This window comes from Nonomuraea basaltis (genome assembly GCF_005893125.1).
GTDB classification, from domain to species: domain Bacteria; phylum Actinomycetota; class Actinomycetes; order Streptosporangiales; family Streptosporangiaceae; genus Nonomuraea; species Nonomuraea basaltis.
In genome coordinates, this window is record NZ_VCJS01000158.1 from 1 (window position 1) to 18430 (window position 18430).

The following is an 18430-nucleotide window of genomic DNA, read 5'->3' on the forward strand; positions in this document are numbered from 1 at the left end:
GCCGGGCGCGCTATCTCATCCGAGACCGGGATGGGAAGTTCCCAGCCCTCATAAAACGAAATCCTCGCCGAGGCCGGCATCCAGACCGTGCTCACCGGGATTCGGATGCCACGTATGAACTCGATCATGGAGCGGTGGGTGCAGTCCTGCCGCCGCGAACTCCTCGATCGCTGCCTGCTGTGGAACGAACACCATCTGCGTCACGCTCTTCGCGAGTACGAACGGTTCTACAACCAGCACCGCGTCCACCAAGCCCTTGATCAAGCGGCCCCGCTACGCGTCGTCCCGGATCTGATCAAAGATCCAGGGCGCATCGCCGCTTTGGACATACGCCGAAGAGACCGGCTCGGCGGCGTTCTCCACGAGTATTCACACGCAGCTTGAGCTGCATGGATGTAGTTTTCGGCAGGCGCAGTCCTACAGAAGAACTTGAGGTTATCCGAGGATGGTTCAGCGCTCGCGGTGTCGTCGCAGGGCTCGAACGGCCAATGTGGCGCTCAGGGCCGTGCCAATCGTGCCCAGAAGGAATGCCGCTCTTGGGATGGTCTTGTCGCAGTCCTCAGCGAGGGCGGTGATCCTGTGCTGGCTCAGAACGGCGGCGTTTGCGCTGGCTGCGAAGAGACTGCAGCCGCCGCTTTGACCTTGGGAGCCGAGGACGAGGAGGGCCAAGCTGGGGACGAGGACAGCCGCGGCGAGCAGGGACAGGAACCGTGGAGGCCATGTCCTTCGTGTTGGCTGCGCGGCGGGGTGTAAGGAGTGGGGCGCGGTCCGACCCGGTACCTCGGCGGAATCCTGCGGGGTGGACGGTTCAAGCCGTGTCTGCTGGTCGACCATGTTTTGGACCGGGGCTGGGAGCCAAGAACTCCCCATCATGGGGGGAGCAAGCGCTTGAAGCACCTGCGTCGGCGTGGGCCGCTGGGTTGAGTCCTTGGCCAGGCACCGGGCGATGAGTTCACCTAGGCCTTGCTCCAACCCGGCAAGGCGGGGCTCCAAGTGGATGATTCGATAGCTCAGAGCTTGCTGAGGGCCCTCGCCGAAGGGGTGCACGCCTGCCGCGTGGGCCAGGACCAAGCCGAAGGCGAATATGTCAGAAGCGGGTGTCAGCGGTTCGCCCGTGAGCATTTCGGGAGACATGAACCCCGGGGTGCCGACCATGGCCGTTGTCTGGGATGCGTCTGTGGCACGGGCGATACCAAAGTCGATCACGCGTGGGCCATCGGCGGCGAGAAGGATATTCGAGGGTTTGAGGTCTCGGTGGATGAGACCGGCTTCGTGGATGGCTTCCAGAGCCTCGGCGATCCCGGCGCCCAGCACACGCAGGGTAACGTCCGGGAACGGACCATGTTCGGCGAGAGCGCGTTGCAGGGAGGGGCCGGCGATGAAGGCAGTGACCATCCACGGCGGGTCGGCCGCAGGGTCGGCATCGACCACTCCAGCGGTATGCAGGCCATTGACCTTGCGGGCCGCCTCGATCTCCAACCGGAAACGACGTCGAAACTCGAGGTTCGCGGCGTGAACCTGATGGATGAGCTTGACCGCGACTGGACGTCTCCCCGGAGTCAGACCGAAGAACACCTCACCCATGCCGCCCACGCCGAGCCTGCCCAGGAGACGGTACTTGCCCACCTGACGTGGATCGCTTACCCGCAGGGGCTCCACCGACACCCGCCTCCATAACGCAACCGCCGCAGGCAGTGGAGCTTACCGGGCAAGCAGGAACGCTTCCCCCTGTTCCATGACACCCGATCTGAAATTTGCCAGCTGAGCGACTCGCCAGACCGTATTGATCATGCCGCAGGATGCAGTCTGAATCGCCCGAGAAGAGTGCCATTTGCTGGACCTTGCGCGAGGCGATCGGCCACAGGCGTTGCTGCACCTCCTGGCACCACCCTGCTGGCGTAATTACCTCGTCCGTGACCGTCTGGCCTTCTGGATGGTGCCGGTCCATAGCCTGGAGCGTCTCGGCTCCCCAGTAGCCGGTGAAACGGTGGGCGACCTGCGGAGACGTTCTCAAGATCATTCCCCACATGTCCCCAGATCATGGTCCTACGGTTGCATCCGGGTGCCTTCGGGGGCCTACAAGGACCTGGAAAGCCAAAGACCTGCGGCTAAGAAACCGCAGGTCAGATGGCAAAATGCCTGGTGAAGAGAAGTGCCCCCGGCGAGGGACCCAGAAGAAGGGAAGAAACCACGGCATCCCCTGACCGGGAAGTTTTTCCTGGTCACAGGCAGGTGGGGAGTCGGCAGGCGAAGGTGGAGGCCGTCGGTCGGTTGCCGCGGCGGCGGTCGAGGTCGTCCCGATCCAAGGCGAGGCGGTGATCCTAGTGGCTGCTGCAGGAGACCTGGCGCGCGAGCGCCCAGCTGACCTTGCCTGGGCATGCAGCCTGACCCGCACTCGCGCGCCGAGCAGGAGTGCGCCTACGGGGATCTGTCAGGTCTGGAGGAGCTCGAGCGCGCCCGCCGCGTCTGGGTACGCACCCAGGGGCGCACCGGCTGCCCGAGGGCAGTAGGCGGTCGCGCCGGTACTGCTCGGCGGCCTGCCGAGTCGGACGATGTTGCGAAGGCGGCGGTCGCCCGCGTTCTGGCAGACCGAAGCTACTCAGCGCAGTACGGCCGTCAGCAGGTCGGCGCCCAGCGCCGTCAGAATGGGGAGATTGAGGGCGTGACGGACGTAACGACCGTGCCGCCGGGCCGTGAGCAGGCCCGCGCGGCGCAGGACAGCGAGGTGGCGGGAAATCTCCGGGGGTGAAAGTTCCCAGGCGTGGGCCAGCTCACCGGTGGTGTGCGGGCCGCGGGCGAGGGTGCGCAGCAGCCGCAGCCGTACCGGATGGGCGAGTGCCTCCAGCCGTAGCGTTACCGTTTCCAGCGATACCGGCTCCGATGGACTCGGCTCGGCGACGGGGTACTGCACCACCGGCTGCCACCCGGGCGCGTGGACCGCCACCAGGTGCGGGCGGCCGAAGACGCTGGGGAGGAAGGTGACCCCGGTGCCGTGGGCGGCGGTCGCATTGTCCTGCAGCTTGTCCACGATGATGCAGTTGCCGTCCGGCGCCAGGGTGACGGCACCGGAGACCGACGCGAGTGCCGCCCCGATGCCCTGGCGCTTCAGCAGGTCGTTCTTCAGGCGCAGGTCGGTGGCGAGTTGCACGGCGACGCCCGTCCAGGCGGCGTCGAAGAAGGCCTCGGCGCACTGTTCGAGAGTGTGACGCACCCGCGCCCGCACGCCGGCCGGGTCCGCGAGCAGCCGTTCCGCGAAGGCCTCCTGAAGCGCGCCGCGGGCCTGGGCCAGGGCCAGGGCCCGCTCGCGCGCCGTCGCGTCGGCGAGCGGTGACGGCGCGGCGAAATGGACCCGGTTGCTGCCGCACGTGGTGATGAGCGCGGCGGTCACATAGGTTTCATCGTCGATCCGGTCTACATCGTCCAGTTCCTCGGCGAGGGTCGGCCGAGGACGAGCGGGGACCAGAAAGTCGGCTCGTGAGGAACGCCAGAGGAACTCCGCCTCCCTGAGCCGCTCGGCCAGCTCCGGCCGCAGCCCAGCCCAGACGTCCCCGGCCCAGCCGGCGAGCTGCGGGTGATGCCCGGGTTCGGCCAGCACGTGCAGCATCGCGGTCAGCTCGGCCAGCGGGGAGGCAGTGAACCGCAGTCGCCCGGACGGCAGGCCGCCGATGTCGATCCTCAACGTCATCCCCTCATCATCGCTGGTCGGATGGCCGACGACTGTGTCGATTGACGGTGTCCGTCAATCGACACAGTCGGCCCGGCGGCCGAACGCATCGTTTACGCCATGGCAACCACCACCAAGATCCAGCCGCGCGCTCTCGTCCGTGCCTCCGGAGGCCCCCGCTATGCCGTCGCCCTGGCCGTGGACGCGCTCGGCACCGGCCTGCTGCGGCCCTTTCTGTTGCTCTACGGGGTGACGGTGCTGAGGCTGTCCGCGTCGGCCACCGGCATCGCCATGACGGTCGGCGTCGTCGTGGGTCTGGTGTGCATGCCCGCGGTCGGCCGATGGTTGGACCGGGGCGCACGCAGCACGGTCGTGGCAGCGTCGATGCTGGTGCGGGTGCTGGGCGTGGCGCTGCTGCTGGCCGCCCCGGCGGGGCACGTCTGGCTGTTCGCGACGGCGGCGCTCTTCCTCGGCATCGGCAACCAGGCATGGCCGGCCGCCCACGCCGCCCTCGTGGCCACGGTCGCCCACGGCCGCGAACGCGACGCCGCCCTCGCGGGAGGCCGCGCCCTGCGCAACGCCGGCCTGGGCGCCGGTGCACTCCTCGCCACCGCATGCCTGGCGGGCGGCACCACCGCATTGCAGGCGCTGGCAGCCGTCACCGGGCTCGCCTACCTCGCCGCGGCGGCCTTGGCATGGTCGGTCCACCTGCACACGCATCCAGCCGCTACTCCGGCCACGGACAGGGCCGGCGGGCCCGCACCCCGGATGCGCGCGCTGCTGGCCGCCAACGTGATCTACGCCTTCTGCCTCAACGTCCCCGAAATCGCGCTCCCCCTGATCCTGGTGACACAGTTGCACGCCTCTCCGGTGTGGTCGGCAGCCATCTTCGTGGCCAACACGGTGCTGGTGGTCACCCTGCAGGTTCCGGTCACCGTCCTGATGTCCCGCTTCCCCCGCCGGTCTGTGCTGGCAATCGCCGGCGTGGTACTCGCCGCGTCCTACTTCGGCTTCCTCGCGGCCACCTCACTGGGACACGGCTGGGGTGCCCCGGCCGTCGCCGCGGTGTCCTTGGTCTGCACCATCGGCGAGATCATCTATGCCGGCAGCGCCACCGCGCTCGTCACCGCCCTCGCCCCGGCCCATCTCCTAGGACGCGCCCTCGCCCGCTTCCAGCTCTCCACGGGCTTCGGCCTCGCCGTCTCCCCGGCGGTCATCACCGCTCTCGCCTCCCATGGCTCGGCCGCCCTCTGGGGCAGCCTCGCCGCTGCGACGCTCCTCTCCGCCTCCGCCGTTGCCACCGAGAAGGATCAAGGAACGCGGCTCAGCGGTTGCTGCCGCCGGGCGCGAGCAGGCTCGTGAGCTCGGGCACGGGACCCGTCGGCGAGCCGGTGAGGATCGAACGGTTCGAACTACAGACACTCAGGCCAGGAGGCCAAGGGTTTCGGGTGCTTCCCAGGCCGTCGGCCGTATCGGCTCCTCTTGAGCGCCTTGACTCTCGTCACGTTGCCCTCGACTGCGCCTGAGCTGTGGGGCAGGGTGAGACCGTTGACGACGGCGTCCAGGCGGGGGCTGCGAGCTCGTAGGTCGGTGAGTCTGGCCTGCTCGTCCGGGATGAGCCGGTCGGGGCGGCGGGTGATCCACCGGGTGACCAGCTCCGGATTGGCGATGAAGCTGTAGCTGGGTTCCTGGCCGGCTCTCGGGGTTGCGATCGTGGCCTTCACGGCGTACCTGCCGGCGGGCAGTCGGAGTTTCCCGGCCCCACCCCAGTGGAAGATGTCGCTGTTGTCAAGATTGTCGATGGCCACGCTCGAATCGCCGGCCGCTACCGGCACGGCACCGGCACGATCGAGCAAGTTGACCGTCAGGTCGTACATCTCCTTTTCCTGTACCACCGACAGCACAGTATGGGTCCGGACCGTGTCGTCAGCGCTGCGCGCGGTGAGCACCCCGCCGTATTCGCCGGCGGCGCCGTCCTGAGCCTTCACCGTGAGCTCCACCGTGGCGTTGCCACCCGCCGGAACGGTGACGGTGTCTGCCGACAGAGTGACCAGGCCGGCCGGGGCGGGCGCGCCGTCGCGGCGGGCGAGCGCGGCCTCGAGCGTGAGGGTCACAGCGGCGGTGCCGGTGTTGTGCCAGGTGATCCCCTGGTTGTGCTGCCGGTCCTGGTCGGCCCACTTCATAAAGATCGAGACGCTGCCGGTCGCGGTGACGGGTTGGCTGGTGGCCCGGGCGACATCCAGTCGCCCGGCGCCAACGGAGTACGGTTCCGAATCGGTGACCCTAGCAGCGGTGCTCATCAACGCGGCCTTGAGCCTGCCCGCCTTCCAGGCCGGGTGCTGCTGCGCCAGCAACGCCGCGGAACCAGCGACGTGCGGCGTCGCCATCGAGGTGCCGTCAAGTTGCTGGTAGGCCTCGCCGACCGGGTACCGAGCGGCGGCGTGTCGGCGGGCCGGGCGGCCACGATACCCTCACCGGGCGCGACGAGGTCTGGCTTGGCGGCGCCGTCACCAGCCCTGGGGCCACGATTGGAGAACGGGCTGAGCACGTCGCTCTTGCTCACGCTGCCCACAGCCAGCGCCTCGTCGGCCGCCGCCGGGGCGGCGACCCACTCGTCGGCTCCGTCGTTGCCCGTGGCGGCGACGAACAGCGTCCCGTACTCGCGGGTCAGGGCGTTCACCGCTTCGGACATCGGGTCCGTGCCATCGGTGCGGTAGCCCCCCAGGCTCATGTTCACCACCTTGGCCCGGGCGTCCGCCGCAGCCCATTGCATGCCGGCGATGATGGAATCGGAGGTCCCGGTGCCGGTGTCGTCGAGGACCTTGCCGACCGCGAGCGATGCGTCCGGGGCGACACCTCGGTATCTGCCGTCTGAGGCCGCACCCGAACCTGCCACGACGGAGGCGACATGAGTGCCGTGCCCGTTTCCGTCCTCGACGCTGCCCTTACCAGAGAAGTCCTGTGACTTGATGATCTTGCCGGAGAGGTCCGGATGATCGGTGGCGATACCGGTGTCCAGCACCGCCACGGTCACGCCCTTGCCGGTCAGGCCCTGCTCCCAGGCGGCGGGGGCGCCGATCTGCGCCACGCTTTGGTCCAGAGTCCCCGAACCTTACCGTTCAGCCATACCTTCTTGACGCCTCTGCTGAGCCCGGGGTCACCTGCCGGAGCCGATTCTCCGCCGTTCGGCGCCAGCCGGCTCCATAAGCGGGAAGCGCGGGACTTCTCCGCATCGACTGCTGCCATGCCCACTGTTGCCAGACTCCGCCGGGTGACGGTGTTGGGCAGTGCGGCGGCACGGGTGACAGCCGCGGCATCGGTGTACTTCACCAGCAGCGGAAGACGCGCCGTGTGCTTGTCGTCATAACCCTGTCGCACCAATCCCGTGACATTGAACAGCTCCCAGTCCAGTGCTCCCTGCTGCACCAGCTCGGCGGCGTCCGCGGGTAACAGGTACCGGTCGCCGTGCCGGGTGAGTTCCTGGAAACCAGCCGGCCGTGACCGTGGTGCCGGCCGCACCGTGAGCTCGGTCCGCCCTCCGGCGCTCCGCACCAGCACCCGGTCGCCAGTGATGAGGGTGACCCAATCGCCGCCCTCTGGTTGTCCCCCCTGTGTCATCGCCGTCGCGGGTTCGGCATGGCTGGGTACCATCACGAGCGCACTCGCCAACAGCGCCGCCATTGTCGTGGCAGCACCGCCGGTCAGGCGGATACGTCTACGCATTTCTCTCCTTGAATGAAGAACCCCACCAAGGGGCCGCCACGGAGACGAGCCGTAGCGGCACGACCGGCGCGGGGGAACGACTCGGTGCGGAACCGAGTGGAATCAGCCGCAGTCGGCGTCCGAGACGTCCTCCTTGCCCGCCTCGTCAGCCTCGTCAGCCACCTCGGGAGCTTCGTCCACGACCGACACCGTCAGCTGTGCCGTGGACGTGACAAGGCTGCCCACCGGTGACTTGGCCTCCTTCTCGTCCACGACGACGCCCCGAACGCCGAGCAGCTCATAGCTGGTCGGGTCGAAGATGATCTCCTCCCGGACGCCGTTGGACACCCTGCCCACGCCGATGCCCTTGCGCCCGGCCGCGTCCTCGGCGTTCTCGGTCACCGTGACGCCAGGGATCGTCGCGGCAGCCTCGTAGAGCGCGGCGCGCTGGGCGGCGGGCATGTAGGTCTCCCTGAGCAGGTCGCCCACGGCCGTCCACGCCTCCACATCGGCGGAGTTCTTGTTGTGGTCCTTCGCATAGAGGTGGTGGCGCATGGCCTCGGCATCGGCCGGGAGCTTCTTCAGCTCGGTGTACGCGGTGGCCGGGACGGCACCGCAGGCTGGTAGCCGCATCCATTGGGAGCCCTTGTTCCTGTGGGCCCCTTCGGGGATCGGCCAGCCCGGGTATGGCAGTGGCTCCAGGTGCTCGATCCTCAGCGAGCCGTCCCTGGTGCCGTCGGCCGACAACCAGATCGTGCGCCTGGTGCGGTTGAGATAGCGACTCTCCGGAACCTTCTCGCCGGTCTGCTCATTGGTGGCGGAGAGGGCGAATGAGCCATACATCGTCTGCGAGCTGACCTTGACGAACTGGTCATCCCGAGGACGCAGATCCGTGGCCGCTCCAGCGGCCTTGCCGAGCACCTCGACCGCGGACATCTTCGCGATTTTTGGAAGGGCGACGACAGCCGGCGTGCCGATGCCGCCTCTCGTCTGGCCGGCCGGTGCCGACACGTTGACCGCGACGACGCTCGCCGCGGCTGCCGCCGCCACGACGCTTGCGATGGTGATGCCGTACGGCCTGCGCTTGCGCTGGGTGGTGAGAAGCTTTCGCCGCGCCGCCAGCTTGGCCCGCTCGGAATAGGGTGCGGCCTCGGGCCGGATTCGGGCGATCATTTCAAGTTCGTCGTTCATGACGTTGGCTCCTGGGGTAGGTCGAGACGGCGGCGGAGCTTCGCCCTGGTCCGGTGCAACCGGGAGCGAACCGTACCGACGGGGATCTTCAAGGCCTCTGCGGCCTCCTCATAGGTCAGGTCGGCCCAGGCCACGAGGAAGAGCAGCTCGCGCTCGGCGGCCGTCAGCCGGGCGATCGCACCGGCCAGTGCCGGTCGCATCGCGGCCGCGCTGGCCCGCTCGACGCTGCGCTCCTCCTCGTGCACGTCGACATCGTGGTGCACACGAGCGATGGCCTTGAGCCTGCGCACTTCGGCGCGCCGGTAGCCGGCGATCAGATTCGCGGCGATGCCGTACAGCCACGGGCGGGCGTCCGGCCGGGTCAGGTCATACCTGCGCCGCTTACGGAAGGCCACGTGGAATGTTTCGGCGGTCACATCATCGGCTTGGTTCAGGTCGAGCCGGCGCACCACGTACGCATGGATCTCGTCCGCATGCCGGTCGAAGACGCCGGCGAACTCGTTGGGAACCGCCAGCGAGGCGCGGATGAGCTCGGCATCGCATGGCTCGGCCGGCCGGGTTGGAGGGGACGTGGGTTCCGACGCCAGCGGCGCAGCCCGGTTCCACAGGTTGGCGGCCGCGGTACTCACCACCTGTTCTGTCCGTTCATGGAGGAGACCCTTCTGTGGGCGCGATCGCGCCCTTCACCCCTACTCCGCCGGAGCGCCCGAGTCAGTTCCACACCGCTGGCCGCCCAGCCCCTCTGAGAGACGCCGCCGCCGACCCGGCCGTGCTCGGCGCTCCACACGTTCGGTTCATCCTCATCCACGGCGACCAGGACCAGGCGCTGCCGGTGAACATGGCCCGCCGCTATGCGGCCGCCCACGGAGCGCAAGTGATCGAACCGCCGGCCGCTGGCCACTTCGACCTCATCAATCCCCGATCCGCCGCCTAGCCCTCCGTCTTGCACGCACTGGCCTGCTCATCGGTTGAGCAACAAGGCCGCCATTTCGAACGTCAATGCCCCGCAGTCGATGCGTAGGCTCGACGTCGACCGCCGGGCCGGGCAAGGTGCCGCCTGCCGGCCGATCGCCCAAATTGTCCCGTACTGGTGGGCTCACACCTCGCGACGAGCGGGAGCCACCTGACCGGTCAGCGCAGGTAGACGCCAGGGCGAATGCGGGCAGAAGGAAGCCGATACGGCGCCCACTTTGACGGCTTTAGGTGCATCCGTATTGGACGAAACGGTAGTCTCCATCGCAGATCCGGGATCTTCGAGCGTGGATTCGATCTTTGGGACGGTACCCGTTGGCTGCGATCTGGTTCGGTGTCCTGGGGCCGCTGGAGGTGAGGGCGGACGGCCGCCCGGTCAGGTTGCACGGCCCCCGTCAGGAAAGGGCGCTCGCGGCGCTGCTGCTGGACGCCGGCCAGGCCGTCACAATCGACCGGCTCCTGGACAGCGTCTGGGAGGATCCCCCGGCCACGGCGCGGCGGCAGGTTCAGGATCTGGTGACGCGGCTGCGGCGGACGCTCGTGGGTGTCGGAGCGGCCGACGACCTCATCATGACCGTGCGAGGGGGCTATCGGCTACGACCGGCCCCCGGCTGCCTGGACTCCAGGACGTTCGACGACCTGGTCTCGAAAGGGCGGGAAACGGCCCCTGCCGATGCCGCCGCGGCCGCCGCCACGTTCCGGCGGGCGCTGCTGCTGTGGCGGGGAGAGCCGCTGACCGGCGTCGGCGGTCAGCGCTTCGAGAACGCCGCCAGGGCTTTGCAAGAACGCCAGATGGCCGTCTGGGAAGAATGCCTGGCGCTGGAGCTGTCGCTGGGCCGCCATCAGGAGGTGACCGCGGAGCTGCTGGCGCTGGTGGACCGGCACCCCTTCCGGGAATCCCTGGTGGGATTGCTGATGCGCGCGACGGCCGAGGCGGGCCGGTTGGCCGACGCACTGGAGATCTATCGTGGCCTGCAGGCGAGGCTGGCCGACGAGCTCGGTCTCGACCCCGGCCCGGAGCTGCGGCGGCAGCATGACGCGCTCCTGTGCTCGGGACCCGGCTCCGGGGAGCCGCACAGCGACACGACCCCGCCCGGGGGGCCGGTGACCGACCGCGTCGCGGCGATGCTGCCGCTGGACGCATACGGATTCACCGGGCGACAGCCCGAGCTCGCCTGGCTGGACGGCGTGCTGGCCGGGGCAGGACGGCAGCCGACCGCGGTGGTCGTCTCCGCCGTGTCGGGCACCGCAGGTGTGGGCAAGACCGCGCTGGCGGTGCACTGGGCGCACCGGGTCCGCGACCTCTTTCCCGACGGGCAGCTGTACGTGAACCTGCGGGGCTTCGATCCGGACGGGTCGGCGATGACGCCGGCAGAGGCGGTGCGGGGGTTCCTGTCCGCACTCGGGGTGGCGGCGGAGCGGGTCCCGGCGACCGTCGAGGCACAGGCAGGCCTGTACCGCAGCCTGCTGGCCGGGCGCCGGGTGCTGATCGTGCTGGACAACGCGCGCGACGCCGAGCAGGTCCGTCCCCTGCTTCCCGGCTCCTCCGGCTGTGTGGTGGTGGTGACCAGCCGCAACCAGCTGTCCGGCCTGGTCGCCGCCGAGGGCGCACTGCCGCTGCCGCTGGACCTGCTGCCCGCCGCCGAGGCCCGGGAGCTGCTGGCCCGCCGACTGGGCGCGGATCGGGTCGCCGCCGAGCCGAAGGCGGTGGATGAGATCATCGCCCGGTGCGCGCGGCTGCCCCTGGCGCTGACCGTCGTGGCCGCCCGGGCCGCCGTCCAGCCGGGCTTCTCCCTCGCGTCCGTCGCCGGCGAGCTGGGCGCGCCGTCCGGCCATCTGGACGCGTTCGACGTCGGAGACACGGCCACGCAGGTCCGGGGGGTGTTCTCCTGGTCCTACCGGATACTCGGCGAGGACGTGGCGCGGCTGTTCCGGCTGCTCGGGCTGCATCGTGGCCCGGATCTCGGGGTGCCCGCGGCGGCGAGCCTGGCGGGCGTCCCGATGTTCCGGGCGCGTTCACTGCTGGCCGAGTTGGCCCGCGCCCATCTCGTCACCGAGCAGGTGCCCGGCCGGTACGCCTTCCACGACCTCATGCGTGCCTACGCGGGCGAGCTGGTTCACGCTCACGAACCGGCCACCGAGCGCCGTGCCGCGCTCCGTCGCCTTCTCGGCCACTATCTCCATGCCGCGGAGGCCGCCAACCGGCTGCTCAACCCGCACCGGGAGCGCATCCCACTGGCGCCGATCCCGTCCGGCGTGGTTCGTGAGACTTTCGGGGATCACCACGAGGCGCTGGCCTGGTTCGCCACCGAGCACGCGGTTCTGCTCGCGGCCACGGAGCAGGCGGCCGGAACCGGGTTCGGCACCCACACCTGGCAGCTGGCCTGGACTCTCACCGACTTCCTCGACCGCCGGGGATACTGGCGCGACTACGCCGCCGTCCACGCCACCGCCCTGAGGGCCGCGAGCGGCGAAGGCGACCAAGCCGGGCAGGCCCATGCCCGCCGCGGCCTCGGCTGGGCCTGCACCCGGCTGGCGCAATACGACGAGGCCCAGTCTCACTACCAGCGGGCCCTCGACCTGTACGGCCGGCTCGGCGACCGCACCGGTCAGGCCCACACCCACGGCCAGCTTTCGAGCATGTTCGAACTGCGGGGCCGGCACCAGGACGCTCACCGTCACGCCCGGCAGGCTCTCGACCTCTACCGGGCCACCGGCAACCGGTCCGGACAAGCCCGGGCCCTCAACTCGATCGGCTGGTTCCACGCCCTGCTCGGCGAGTACGAGAAGGCCCTCCTTCACTGCGGGCAGGCTCTCACCCTGTACGACGAAACGGAAGACCGCCACGGGCTGGCGACCACCTTGGACAGCCTGGGCTACGCCCACCACCATCTCGGTCAGTGGGAGCAGGCCGTCACCTGTTACGAGCGATCCCTGGCATTGGCCCGCGAGCTCGGACACCGCTTCCATACGGCCGAAACGCTCCTCCACCTCGGCGACACCCACCAGACCGTCGGCGAGATCGGCGCGGCCCGCCTCGCGTGGGGGCAGGCGCTGACCGTGCTCGACGAGCTGGACCACCACCCCGATGCCGGTCTGGCCCGGGCCAAGCTGGCATCGCTCCCAGCGAGCTGACGCGTCGTTTCGCCGGAGGCGGATCCACGGGGGAGCTCGGCTGACCTGGCCGCACCAAATCCGGAACGGCGAGCGGCGAGGATCCTACGAGGACGGAACGAGGACCGCGGGCTCTAGCGTTGCTGCTTGTCTCCGACGGCGATCGCGCTGTGCGAAGACCTGTGACACGTATCAGCACGACATCGGGGAGCAAGCTCAGATGCGACTGCGTAGAACGATGGCGGCCATCGCCGTCACGACCATGTCCATGGCCGGCATGGCCACGATGACGGCGCCCGCGTCCGCGGCGACGGCCGGCTGCAAAGGGACGCGGCTCGCCAAGGTGCCCGTCAGGGGAGGCCAGACCCCGGCGGTGGTCGGCTACTTGGAGGTCTACGCGCGCAGCAGGATGATGTGCGCCCGGACGATGGCCTACAACTCCCAAGGCACCCAGTGGATGTCCGTCCGCCTGAACGACGGCCTGAACAACAAGCGGGACACCTGCTGCGGCAGCCCCAGCCCGACCGACGCGGAGTGGAAGGTGGGCTGGGACGCCGTCGATTCCGGAAGGTACTCCTCCTACGCCGGGCCGGCGATGGACTACGACAACGGCACGGTCATAGTCCACGGCTATATCAAGAAATACGGCATCATGTACACCGCGCGGTGGGTCGGCTAGGGCGCCAAAGGTGCCCTAGCCACAGCAGGACCCCAGCTGACGTCACCGCTGAGCACCGCCTATCCCTCTTCGTGATTACGGAACTCGTCTCGCCGGAGCTTCGGATTCCTGGTGGGGACACGTTCGGGAGAAGACCGCCGAGTTCGCCGGTGTCGGCGACGGCAACGGTGAACCGCGTGCCAAGCCCGTACCACCGCCGACCGCGATGAGTAGAGGACGCGACCTGCACATTGTGCGGGTGTATTCCGCTGGGCGGTGCGGCACGCACGGAATCCTCCGCTCTACGGAGAGTCCCCAAGCTTGGGCAAACTCACAAAGTGATCTAGAACTAATTAATCCCTAAATTCAATGCTATGAGAGGAATGTGGCCTGATGGGGCCGAAGAGCCCGAATGTGCGGCGCCGGGCGTTGTGGGGTGCTGCCGCAGGTCTGGCGGGTGCCGCCATGATCGCCGGGGCACCATCAGCAGCGGCGGAACCGGTTTCGCTGGACTGGTTCAATGTGAAGGGCTACGGCGCGGTCGGCAACGGATCCGATGACGACACCGCGGCGGTCCAGGCTGCGATCAATGCCGCGGCGGCGGCTGGGGGCGGAACGGTGTACTTCCCCGCCGGAAAGTACCTGGTCACCCCGACGGCCAGCGACCCGGCCCTGTCCGTCAACGGCAACGGAGTGCGACTGGTCGGCGCGAGCAGCAAGGCCTCCACGCTGGTCAAGAAGACGAACGGCATCCTGTTGCGCATGTCCGGAGCCCCTACCGACACGAGCGGGGCGATGCATCGGCGCTACTGTTCGATTGAAAATCTCGGGTTCAACGGCAATGGCAAGACCGGATTGCTGCTCGAGCTCTACTACAATGACAATTCCTATTTTCGCGATGTTTTCATGTCGAGCAACAACGACCTGTGCATCGACGCCGTCGAGTTCTGGGACTCCCGGTTCTACAACCTGGTGATCGAAGCGAGCACCGGCACAGCGAACAGCACTACCCAGCCCAACGTGTGGCTTCGCAACTCCTCGGCCACGAGCGGCTGGGGATACAGTGCCGACAACGTCAACCAGATCCATTTCATCGGATGCCGCATGGAGGCATTCGGCACCGGCGCCCTGTGGATCACCCAGGGCACCGCGAAGAGCAATAATCCCAATGGAATCTATCTGACGGACTGTAAATTCGAAACCTCCAGGATGCAGGGCGGCCCTCATCTGAAGGTCGACGCGTCCTGTAGGCACGTCTATGCGTCCAATATCTATGCTTACGCGGGTGGTTTTGCCTCCGGGTATTCCACTGCGCAGAACATCATCGCCTGGGCGGGAAGTGCCGGCGCCCTGGAGAACGTGTTGATCGCCAACGTCTCGTCGGCGGCGACGGTCAACTCAGGGGTCGATCTGTACTCCGGCTCCGGCTCGACCGCCGTCCTGCGCAACGTCGTGGGGCGCTATTCCACGAGGCCGACCGGCGGTCATATTTACTACGAGGCCTCGAGCACGGGCGATTTCCGGGTGGAGAACTGCCACGCGAACATTGGAGTGCAGTCCGGCGGTACCATCCCGACCAAGAACCAGGCGAACCCGCCGCTGCGCATGGTCGCGGGCGCGGTCAGCGACTCCTCGTTCACGCACACCCCGGTCGACGGGACTCTTGCGGTCGACTCGACCAACAAACGCCTCTACGTACGGGTGAGCGGCAAGTGGCTGTCGACGGCGCTGAGTTAGCGGCGACCGAAAGCGTGACGCATTAGTTTAATGGGGTTTCGCTCGGGCGATGCGGATGAGGTCATCGAGGTCGAGCGCACACGTCAGTGGAAGAAGGATCTGCGGGGCTCTTGGCCGTTCAGACTGGCGATGCAGCGGTAGTAGCGCACCCCATCCTCGTACCGGGCGTGGGACGGTGGCATGACGTCGGCCGTCCACCTGGCCGCCGCGATGGTCCTGGCGGTGCCGACCCTGCTGGCCATCAGGACCGTACGGCTGCAGACGCGCTTGACCGTCGGATGCTTGGCGAGGTCCTGCTGTACGTAGGCGTCGGCGTCCTTCGGGATGGGGCCACCGCGAACGTCTCCCACGAGTGCGTTTCCTCGCACCCGAGCCTCCTGACCTTCGTGTCACCGGCGATGATCACCAGGCCGCCCCAGCACTCCGCCTCCCGCCGACCTAGGGTGTCTTGATCAGGATTTCAAGACGGCATCAACGCCGTTGCGTTAGCTTCGTCGGGAATTTCGATCCGGTACGTCGCGTCGTCGCTCGTCATGCGCGTCTTCTTCTTTCCGTACGTGGGGCGTCATGCGTCAGATGACCGTTCATGGACAAGTCGGAGCCGCACGCACCGATTGGACACCGCGTCCGCAATCAAATCCCGGAACCGACGAAAAATCCCGGGCCGCACAAGGTCGAGGGCTGATCTGCGACAGCACCTGCGGAATCGGTCGAGCAATAAATGCCAATTCGGGTTGCCGGTCCAATGGACGAGGTCTAGCTTTGTTCTCGATCACGACCCCCCGTAAGGAGCGCCCTCAGCATGTCCGCGAACGAGAAAAATGATCAGGGCAGCAGGTTAAGCCGTCGCGCGCTGGCGGGAGGCATCGCCACCACCGGCATGGGTGCTCTGTCGCTGTGGGCCGCCCAACCGGCCGCGGCCAACACCGATCCGTCCGTGTTCATCGTGGACGTCAAGGACTACGGCGCCAAGGGCGACGGCACCACCGACGACTCCGACGCCATCAAGGCCGCCGTCACCGCGGCGATTGCCGGGCGGACCAACGGCGTGGTGAAAAAGGAGATCTACTTCCCGCCCGGCACGTACAAGGTGACCAAGAAGGACACCCTGATGTGGTCGCCCACCAGCGGCAACGCCGACCTGATCTTCGGTCTGCGTTTCCGTGGCGCCGGCCCGCGGGTGACCACCATAAACTTCGCCACCACCTTCGCCGCCAACAGCGACCCACGCGAGAACAACCTGATCACGGCCGCCGTCCGGCTGCGGTACGCCTACTTCCAGGACATGGCCTTCCAGTCCAACAACGCCAACAACCGCTTCGCCTACTACTGGTCGGTCGACACCATCGACGCCAGTTCCCAGTATCCCGATTACGGCAAAGGCCAGAACCAGTACTTCGTCTACCAGAACATCGAATGGAAAGGCCCTTGGGACCGGGTCATCGGCGTCGACGGTGACCACGAGGCCAACAACAACAGCGAGCACCACTTCATCATGTGCTCGACCGACACCGCCTCCGTCTACACCGACGCCTTCCTGCACTGCGGAATCTCCAGCCCCTCCACCCGCAATCAGCAGAACCAGTTCCTCAACTACTTCATGCTGTCGTGCAACTTCGCGCTCGCCGGCGGCGACTTCTTCCGCTTCGACCGCGGCGGCTCCATCAACGTGGTCGGAGGCTCCTGGTCGATGGTCGGCTCCAGCAACGCCCGGTACTTCTACATGCCAATAGCCAACGGGGATATCACCGCGACCCGGCTGAACGTCAGCGGAGTCCGGTTCGAGCCCAAGAGCGCCAACCACAAGATCATTGACTGTAACTGGAACAACGGCTCGGTCACCTTCACCTCCTGCTCCGACGTGGCCGCCCTGCAAACCTCCTCAGCCGCCGGCTACAACCTGCACCGGTACGCTGCCACGTCCAACCGGCTGCCGATCGCCCGCTACCAGGACTGCACACTGGCCGGCTACCACCTGGTGGACGCCGCCGGCTCGACCCTGACGAACGGCAAAATGATCTACGAGGGGTGCCGGTTTTACCACACGGCCACCGCCGTCAGCTCCACCTCCGGCTCAGCCTTCCTCCGCTACGCCAGCGCGCCGGCCCGTTACGCCTTCCGCGACTCCTGGGCCACCCCCGACGTCACCGGCTGATCCGCACGCGCCGACAGCAAGGATCGCGGCCGCCGCCGTGCCCGGCGCCAAGACTAACTCATCGCACTGGCCTGCGGGTCTGGTACGCGCCCGCAGGCCCGGGGGTATCACTCTTCAGGTGACAAGCTCCCCGACCCCGATGATTGTTGGCCACCACGCGAGATGAGCATGCCGCGTAACTGGCCGTGAACGCGGCCGGAATCAGCAAGTCGGCGACGGCGTTGTGAAGATCGTCGCCAGGATGGGGAAGCCTTTCCCTGCCCGGGCGCGACTGCCCAAGATCTCAGAGTGGATCACAGCCACATGAATCGAGGAGACCCACCCATGGTCAGCGTCAGTATGGAGACTGCGGAGCAGACGGAAGCACGCCTACGATGCGTGATCGCGGCAGCCGGGTTCGTCGTGCACCACGGCGTCTGGTGTTTCGAGGAGTCTCCGGCCGACCGCCCACCAGCCCTTACCGGTGACACACTGGCGGTGGTGCGGGACAACGAGAGCTGGAGCGCCTTGGTCCCGTTCGCCCAGGAGCACGACGGTGTCGAACAATTCGGAGTCTTCTCCTTTCACTTCCCCGCCGACCTGGACAACAGTGGCTTCGTCGGCTGGCTGGCCACCCGTCTCAAAGTTCAGCTGGGGACCGGCGTATTCGTCATCTGCGGCAGCAACCGTGCCAGCGGAGGAATCTACGACTACTGGGGCTGCCCCATCGACCTGGCGGACGACGCTATCGCAGTCATCAAGGAACTACGCGCCGACTGACCCGACCCTTCGCGCACTCGCACCAGGCCACCGGGAGTGACGCCACGTGCTCGCGAGGAGCTAGCGGATTCTTGGCTGGTCGCGTCTGGGCCAATCCGGCGCCGAGGTCCAGCAGGCTGCGCGCCGGTGCCAGGCGGCCTGCTTCGGCCCTCAGCAGCTGGACGGCCTCGGCCGGGATGCCTGGCCGATACAGCCGGTAGTAGCGGGCGGTGGGTGAACTTACTCATGGATGGACTCCCTTATTCTCCAGTGTCGGTGTCGGCGATGGATGCGGTCTGGAGCAGGTCACGCACGTGGGCGACGGCGGCGGCGAGCGTTGGTGCGACGTGCAGGCGTCCTGCGGCGGCGGCCAGATCGGCATCTGATCAAAGACCCAGGGCGCATCGCCGCTTTGGACATACGCCGAAGAGACCGGCTCGGCGGCGTTCTCCACGAGTATTCACACGCAGCTTGAGCTGCATGGATGTAGTTTTCGGCA

Annotated in this window: 16 protein-coding genes; 8 read left to right on the plus strand and 8 right to left on the minus strand. The window is 67.7% G+C overall.

What is annotated here, in order from left to right; genetic code table 11:
- The first annotated feature begins 126 nt into the window (after positions 1–126).
- Complete coding sequence (locus tag EJK15_RS77970) at positions 127–384, plus strand: integrase core domain-containing protein (RefSeq protein WP_420847144.1); 258 nt, start codon at positions 127–129, stop codon at positions 382–384.
- 66 nt (positions 385–450) lie between these two features.
- Here the strand turns inward: EJK15_RS77970 and EJK15_RS47495 are convergent, their stop codons facing one another.
- Positions 451–1665, minus strand: coding sequence for a serine/threonine-protein kinase (locus EJK15_RS47495; protein WP_138717052.1), 1215 nt, complete (start codon positions 1663–1665; stop codon positions 451–453).
- Positions 1666–2599: 934 nt separating this feature from the next.
- Positions 2600–3685 carry a DUF5937 family protein gene (locus tag EJK15_RS47500; protein ID WP_138717053.1) on the minus strand — a complete coding sequence of 362 codons (1086 nt, stop codon included), beginning with the start codon at positions 3683–3685 and terminating at the stop codon, positions 2600–2602.
- A 99-nt stretch (positions 3686–3784) separates the two neighbouring features.
- On the opposite strand from EJK15_RS47500, the gene EJK15_RS47505 reads away from it, so the two are divergent.
- Entirely contained in the window at positions 3785–5026 is a 1242-nt protein-coding gene (locus EJK15_RS47505; protein ID WP_138717054.1) for an MFS transporter, read from the plus strand.
- A gap of 50 nt (positions 5027–5076) precedes the next feature.
- On the opposite strand, the gene EJK15_RS76700 is transcribed toward EJK15_RS47505, so the two are convergent.
- The 5 genes from EJK15_RS76700 to EJK15_RS47530 form a co-directional block, all read right to left on the minus strand.
- Positions 5077–6051, minus strand: coding sequence for a S8 family serine peptidase (locus EJK15_RS76700; RefSeq protein ID WP_138717055.1), 975 nt, complete (start codon positions 6049–6051; stop codon positions 5077–5079).
- The gene (locus tag EJK15_RS76705) at positions 5964–6752 is read right to left on the minus strand and encodes a S8 family serine peptidase (RefSeq protein ID WP_171074943.1); all 789 of its coding nucleotides are present in this window, start codon (positions 6750–6752) and stop codon (positions 5964–5966) included. The genes EJK15_RS76700 and EJK15_RS76705 overlap by 88 nt, the downstream gene beginning before the upstream one ends.
- A complete protein-coding gene (locus EJK15_RS47520) occupies positions 6710–7387 on the minus strand; it encodes a hypothetical protein (RefSeq protein WP_138717057.1) in 678 nt (225 codons plus the stop codon). The genes EJK15_RS76705 and EJK15_RS47520 overlap by 43 nt, the downstream gene beginning before the upstream one ends.
- Before the next feature lie 102 nt (positions 7388–7489).
- Complete coding sequence (locus EJK15_RS47525; RefSeq protein WP_138717058.1) at positions 7490–8557, minus strand: CU044_5270 family protein; 1068 nt, start codon at positions 8555–8557, stop codon at positions 7490–7492.
- A complete protein-coding gene (locus EJK15_RS47530) occupies positions 8554–9186 on the minus strand; it encodes an RNA polymerase sigma factor (RefSeq protein WP_240777672.1) in 633 nt (210 codons plus the stop codon). The genes EJK15_RS47525 and EJK15_RS47530 overlap by 4 nt, the downstream gene beginning before the upstream one ends.
- Positions 9187–9221: 35 nt before the next feature.
- On the opposite strand from EJK15_RS47530, the gene EJK15_RS47535 reads away from it, so the two are divergent.
- From EJK15_RS47535 to EJK15_RS47550, 4 genes are all read left to right on the plus strand, one after another.
- Positions 9222–9491, plus strand: a complete 270-nt coding sequence (locus EJK15_RS47535) for a hypothetical protein (RefSeq protein WP_138717059.1) — start codon at positions 9222–9224, stop codon at positions 9489–9491.
- A gap of 353 nt (positions 9492–9844) precedes the next feature.
- The gene (locus tag EJK15_RS47540) at positions 9845–12664 is read left to right on the plus strand and encodes an AfsR/SARP family transcriptional regulator (RefSeq protein WP_206061545.1); all 2820 of its coding nucleotides are present in this window, start codon (positions 9845–9847) and stop codon (positions 12662–12664) included.
- A 199-nt stretch (positions 12665–12863) separates the two neighbouring features.
- The gene (locus EJK15_RS47545) at positions 12864–13322 is read left to right on the plus strand and encodes a hypothetical protein (protein ID WP_138717061.1); all 459 of its coding nucleotides are present in this window, start codon (positions 12864–12866) and stop codon (positions 13320–13322) included.
- A 372-nt stretch (positions 13323–13694) separates the two neighbouring features.
- Positions 13695–15038, plus strand: coding sequence for a glycosyl hydrolase family 28-related protein (locus tag EJK15_RS47550; protein WP_138717062.1), 1344 nt, complete (start codon positions 13695–13697; stop codon positions 15036–15038).
- An 83-nt stretch (positions 15039–15121) separates the two neighbouring features.
- Here the strand turns inward: EJK15_RS47550 and EJK15_RS47555 are convergent, their stop codons facing one another.
- Positions 15122–15388 carry a hypothetical protein gene (locus EJK15_RS47555; RefSeq protein WP_138717063.1) on the minus strand — a complete coding sequence of 89 codons (267 nt, stop codon included), beginning with the start codon at positions 15386–15388 and terminating at the stop codon, positions 15122–15124.
- A gap of 452 nt (positions 15389–15840) precedes the next feature.
- On the opposite strand from EJK15_RS47555, the gene EJK15_RS47560 reads away from it, so the two are divergent.
- Positions 15841–17193 carry a glycosyl hydrolase family 28-related protein gene (locus EJK15_RS47560; protein WP_138717064.1) on the plus strand — a complete coding sequence of 451 codons (1353 nt, stop codon included), beginning with the start codon at positions 15841–15843 and terminating at the stop codon, positions 17191–17193.
- Between the two features lie 324 nt (positions 17194–17517).
- A complete protein-coding gene (locus EJK15_RS47565) occupies positions 17518–17952 on the plus strand; it encodes a DUF6196 family protein (protein ID WP_138717065.1) in 435 nt (144 codons plus the stop codon).
- Positions 17953–18430 lie beyond the last annotated feature (478 nt).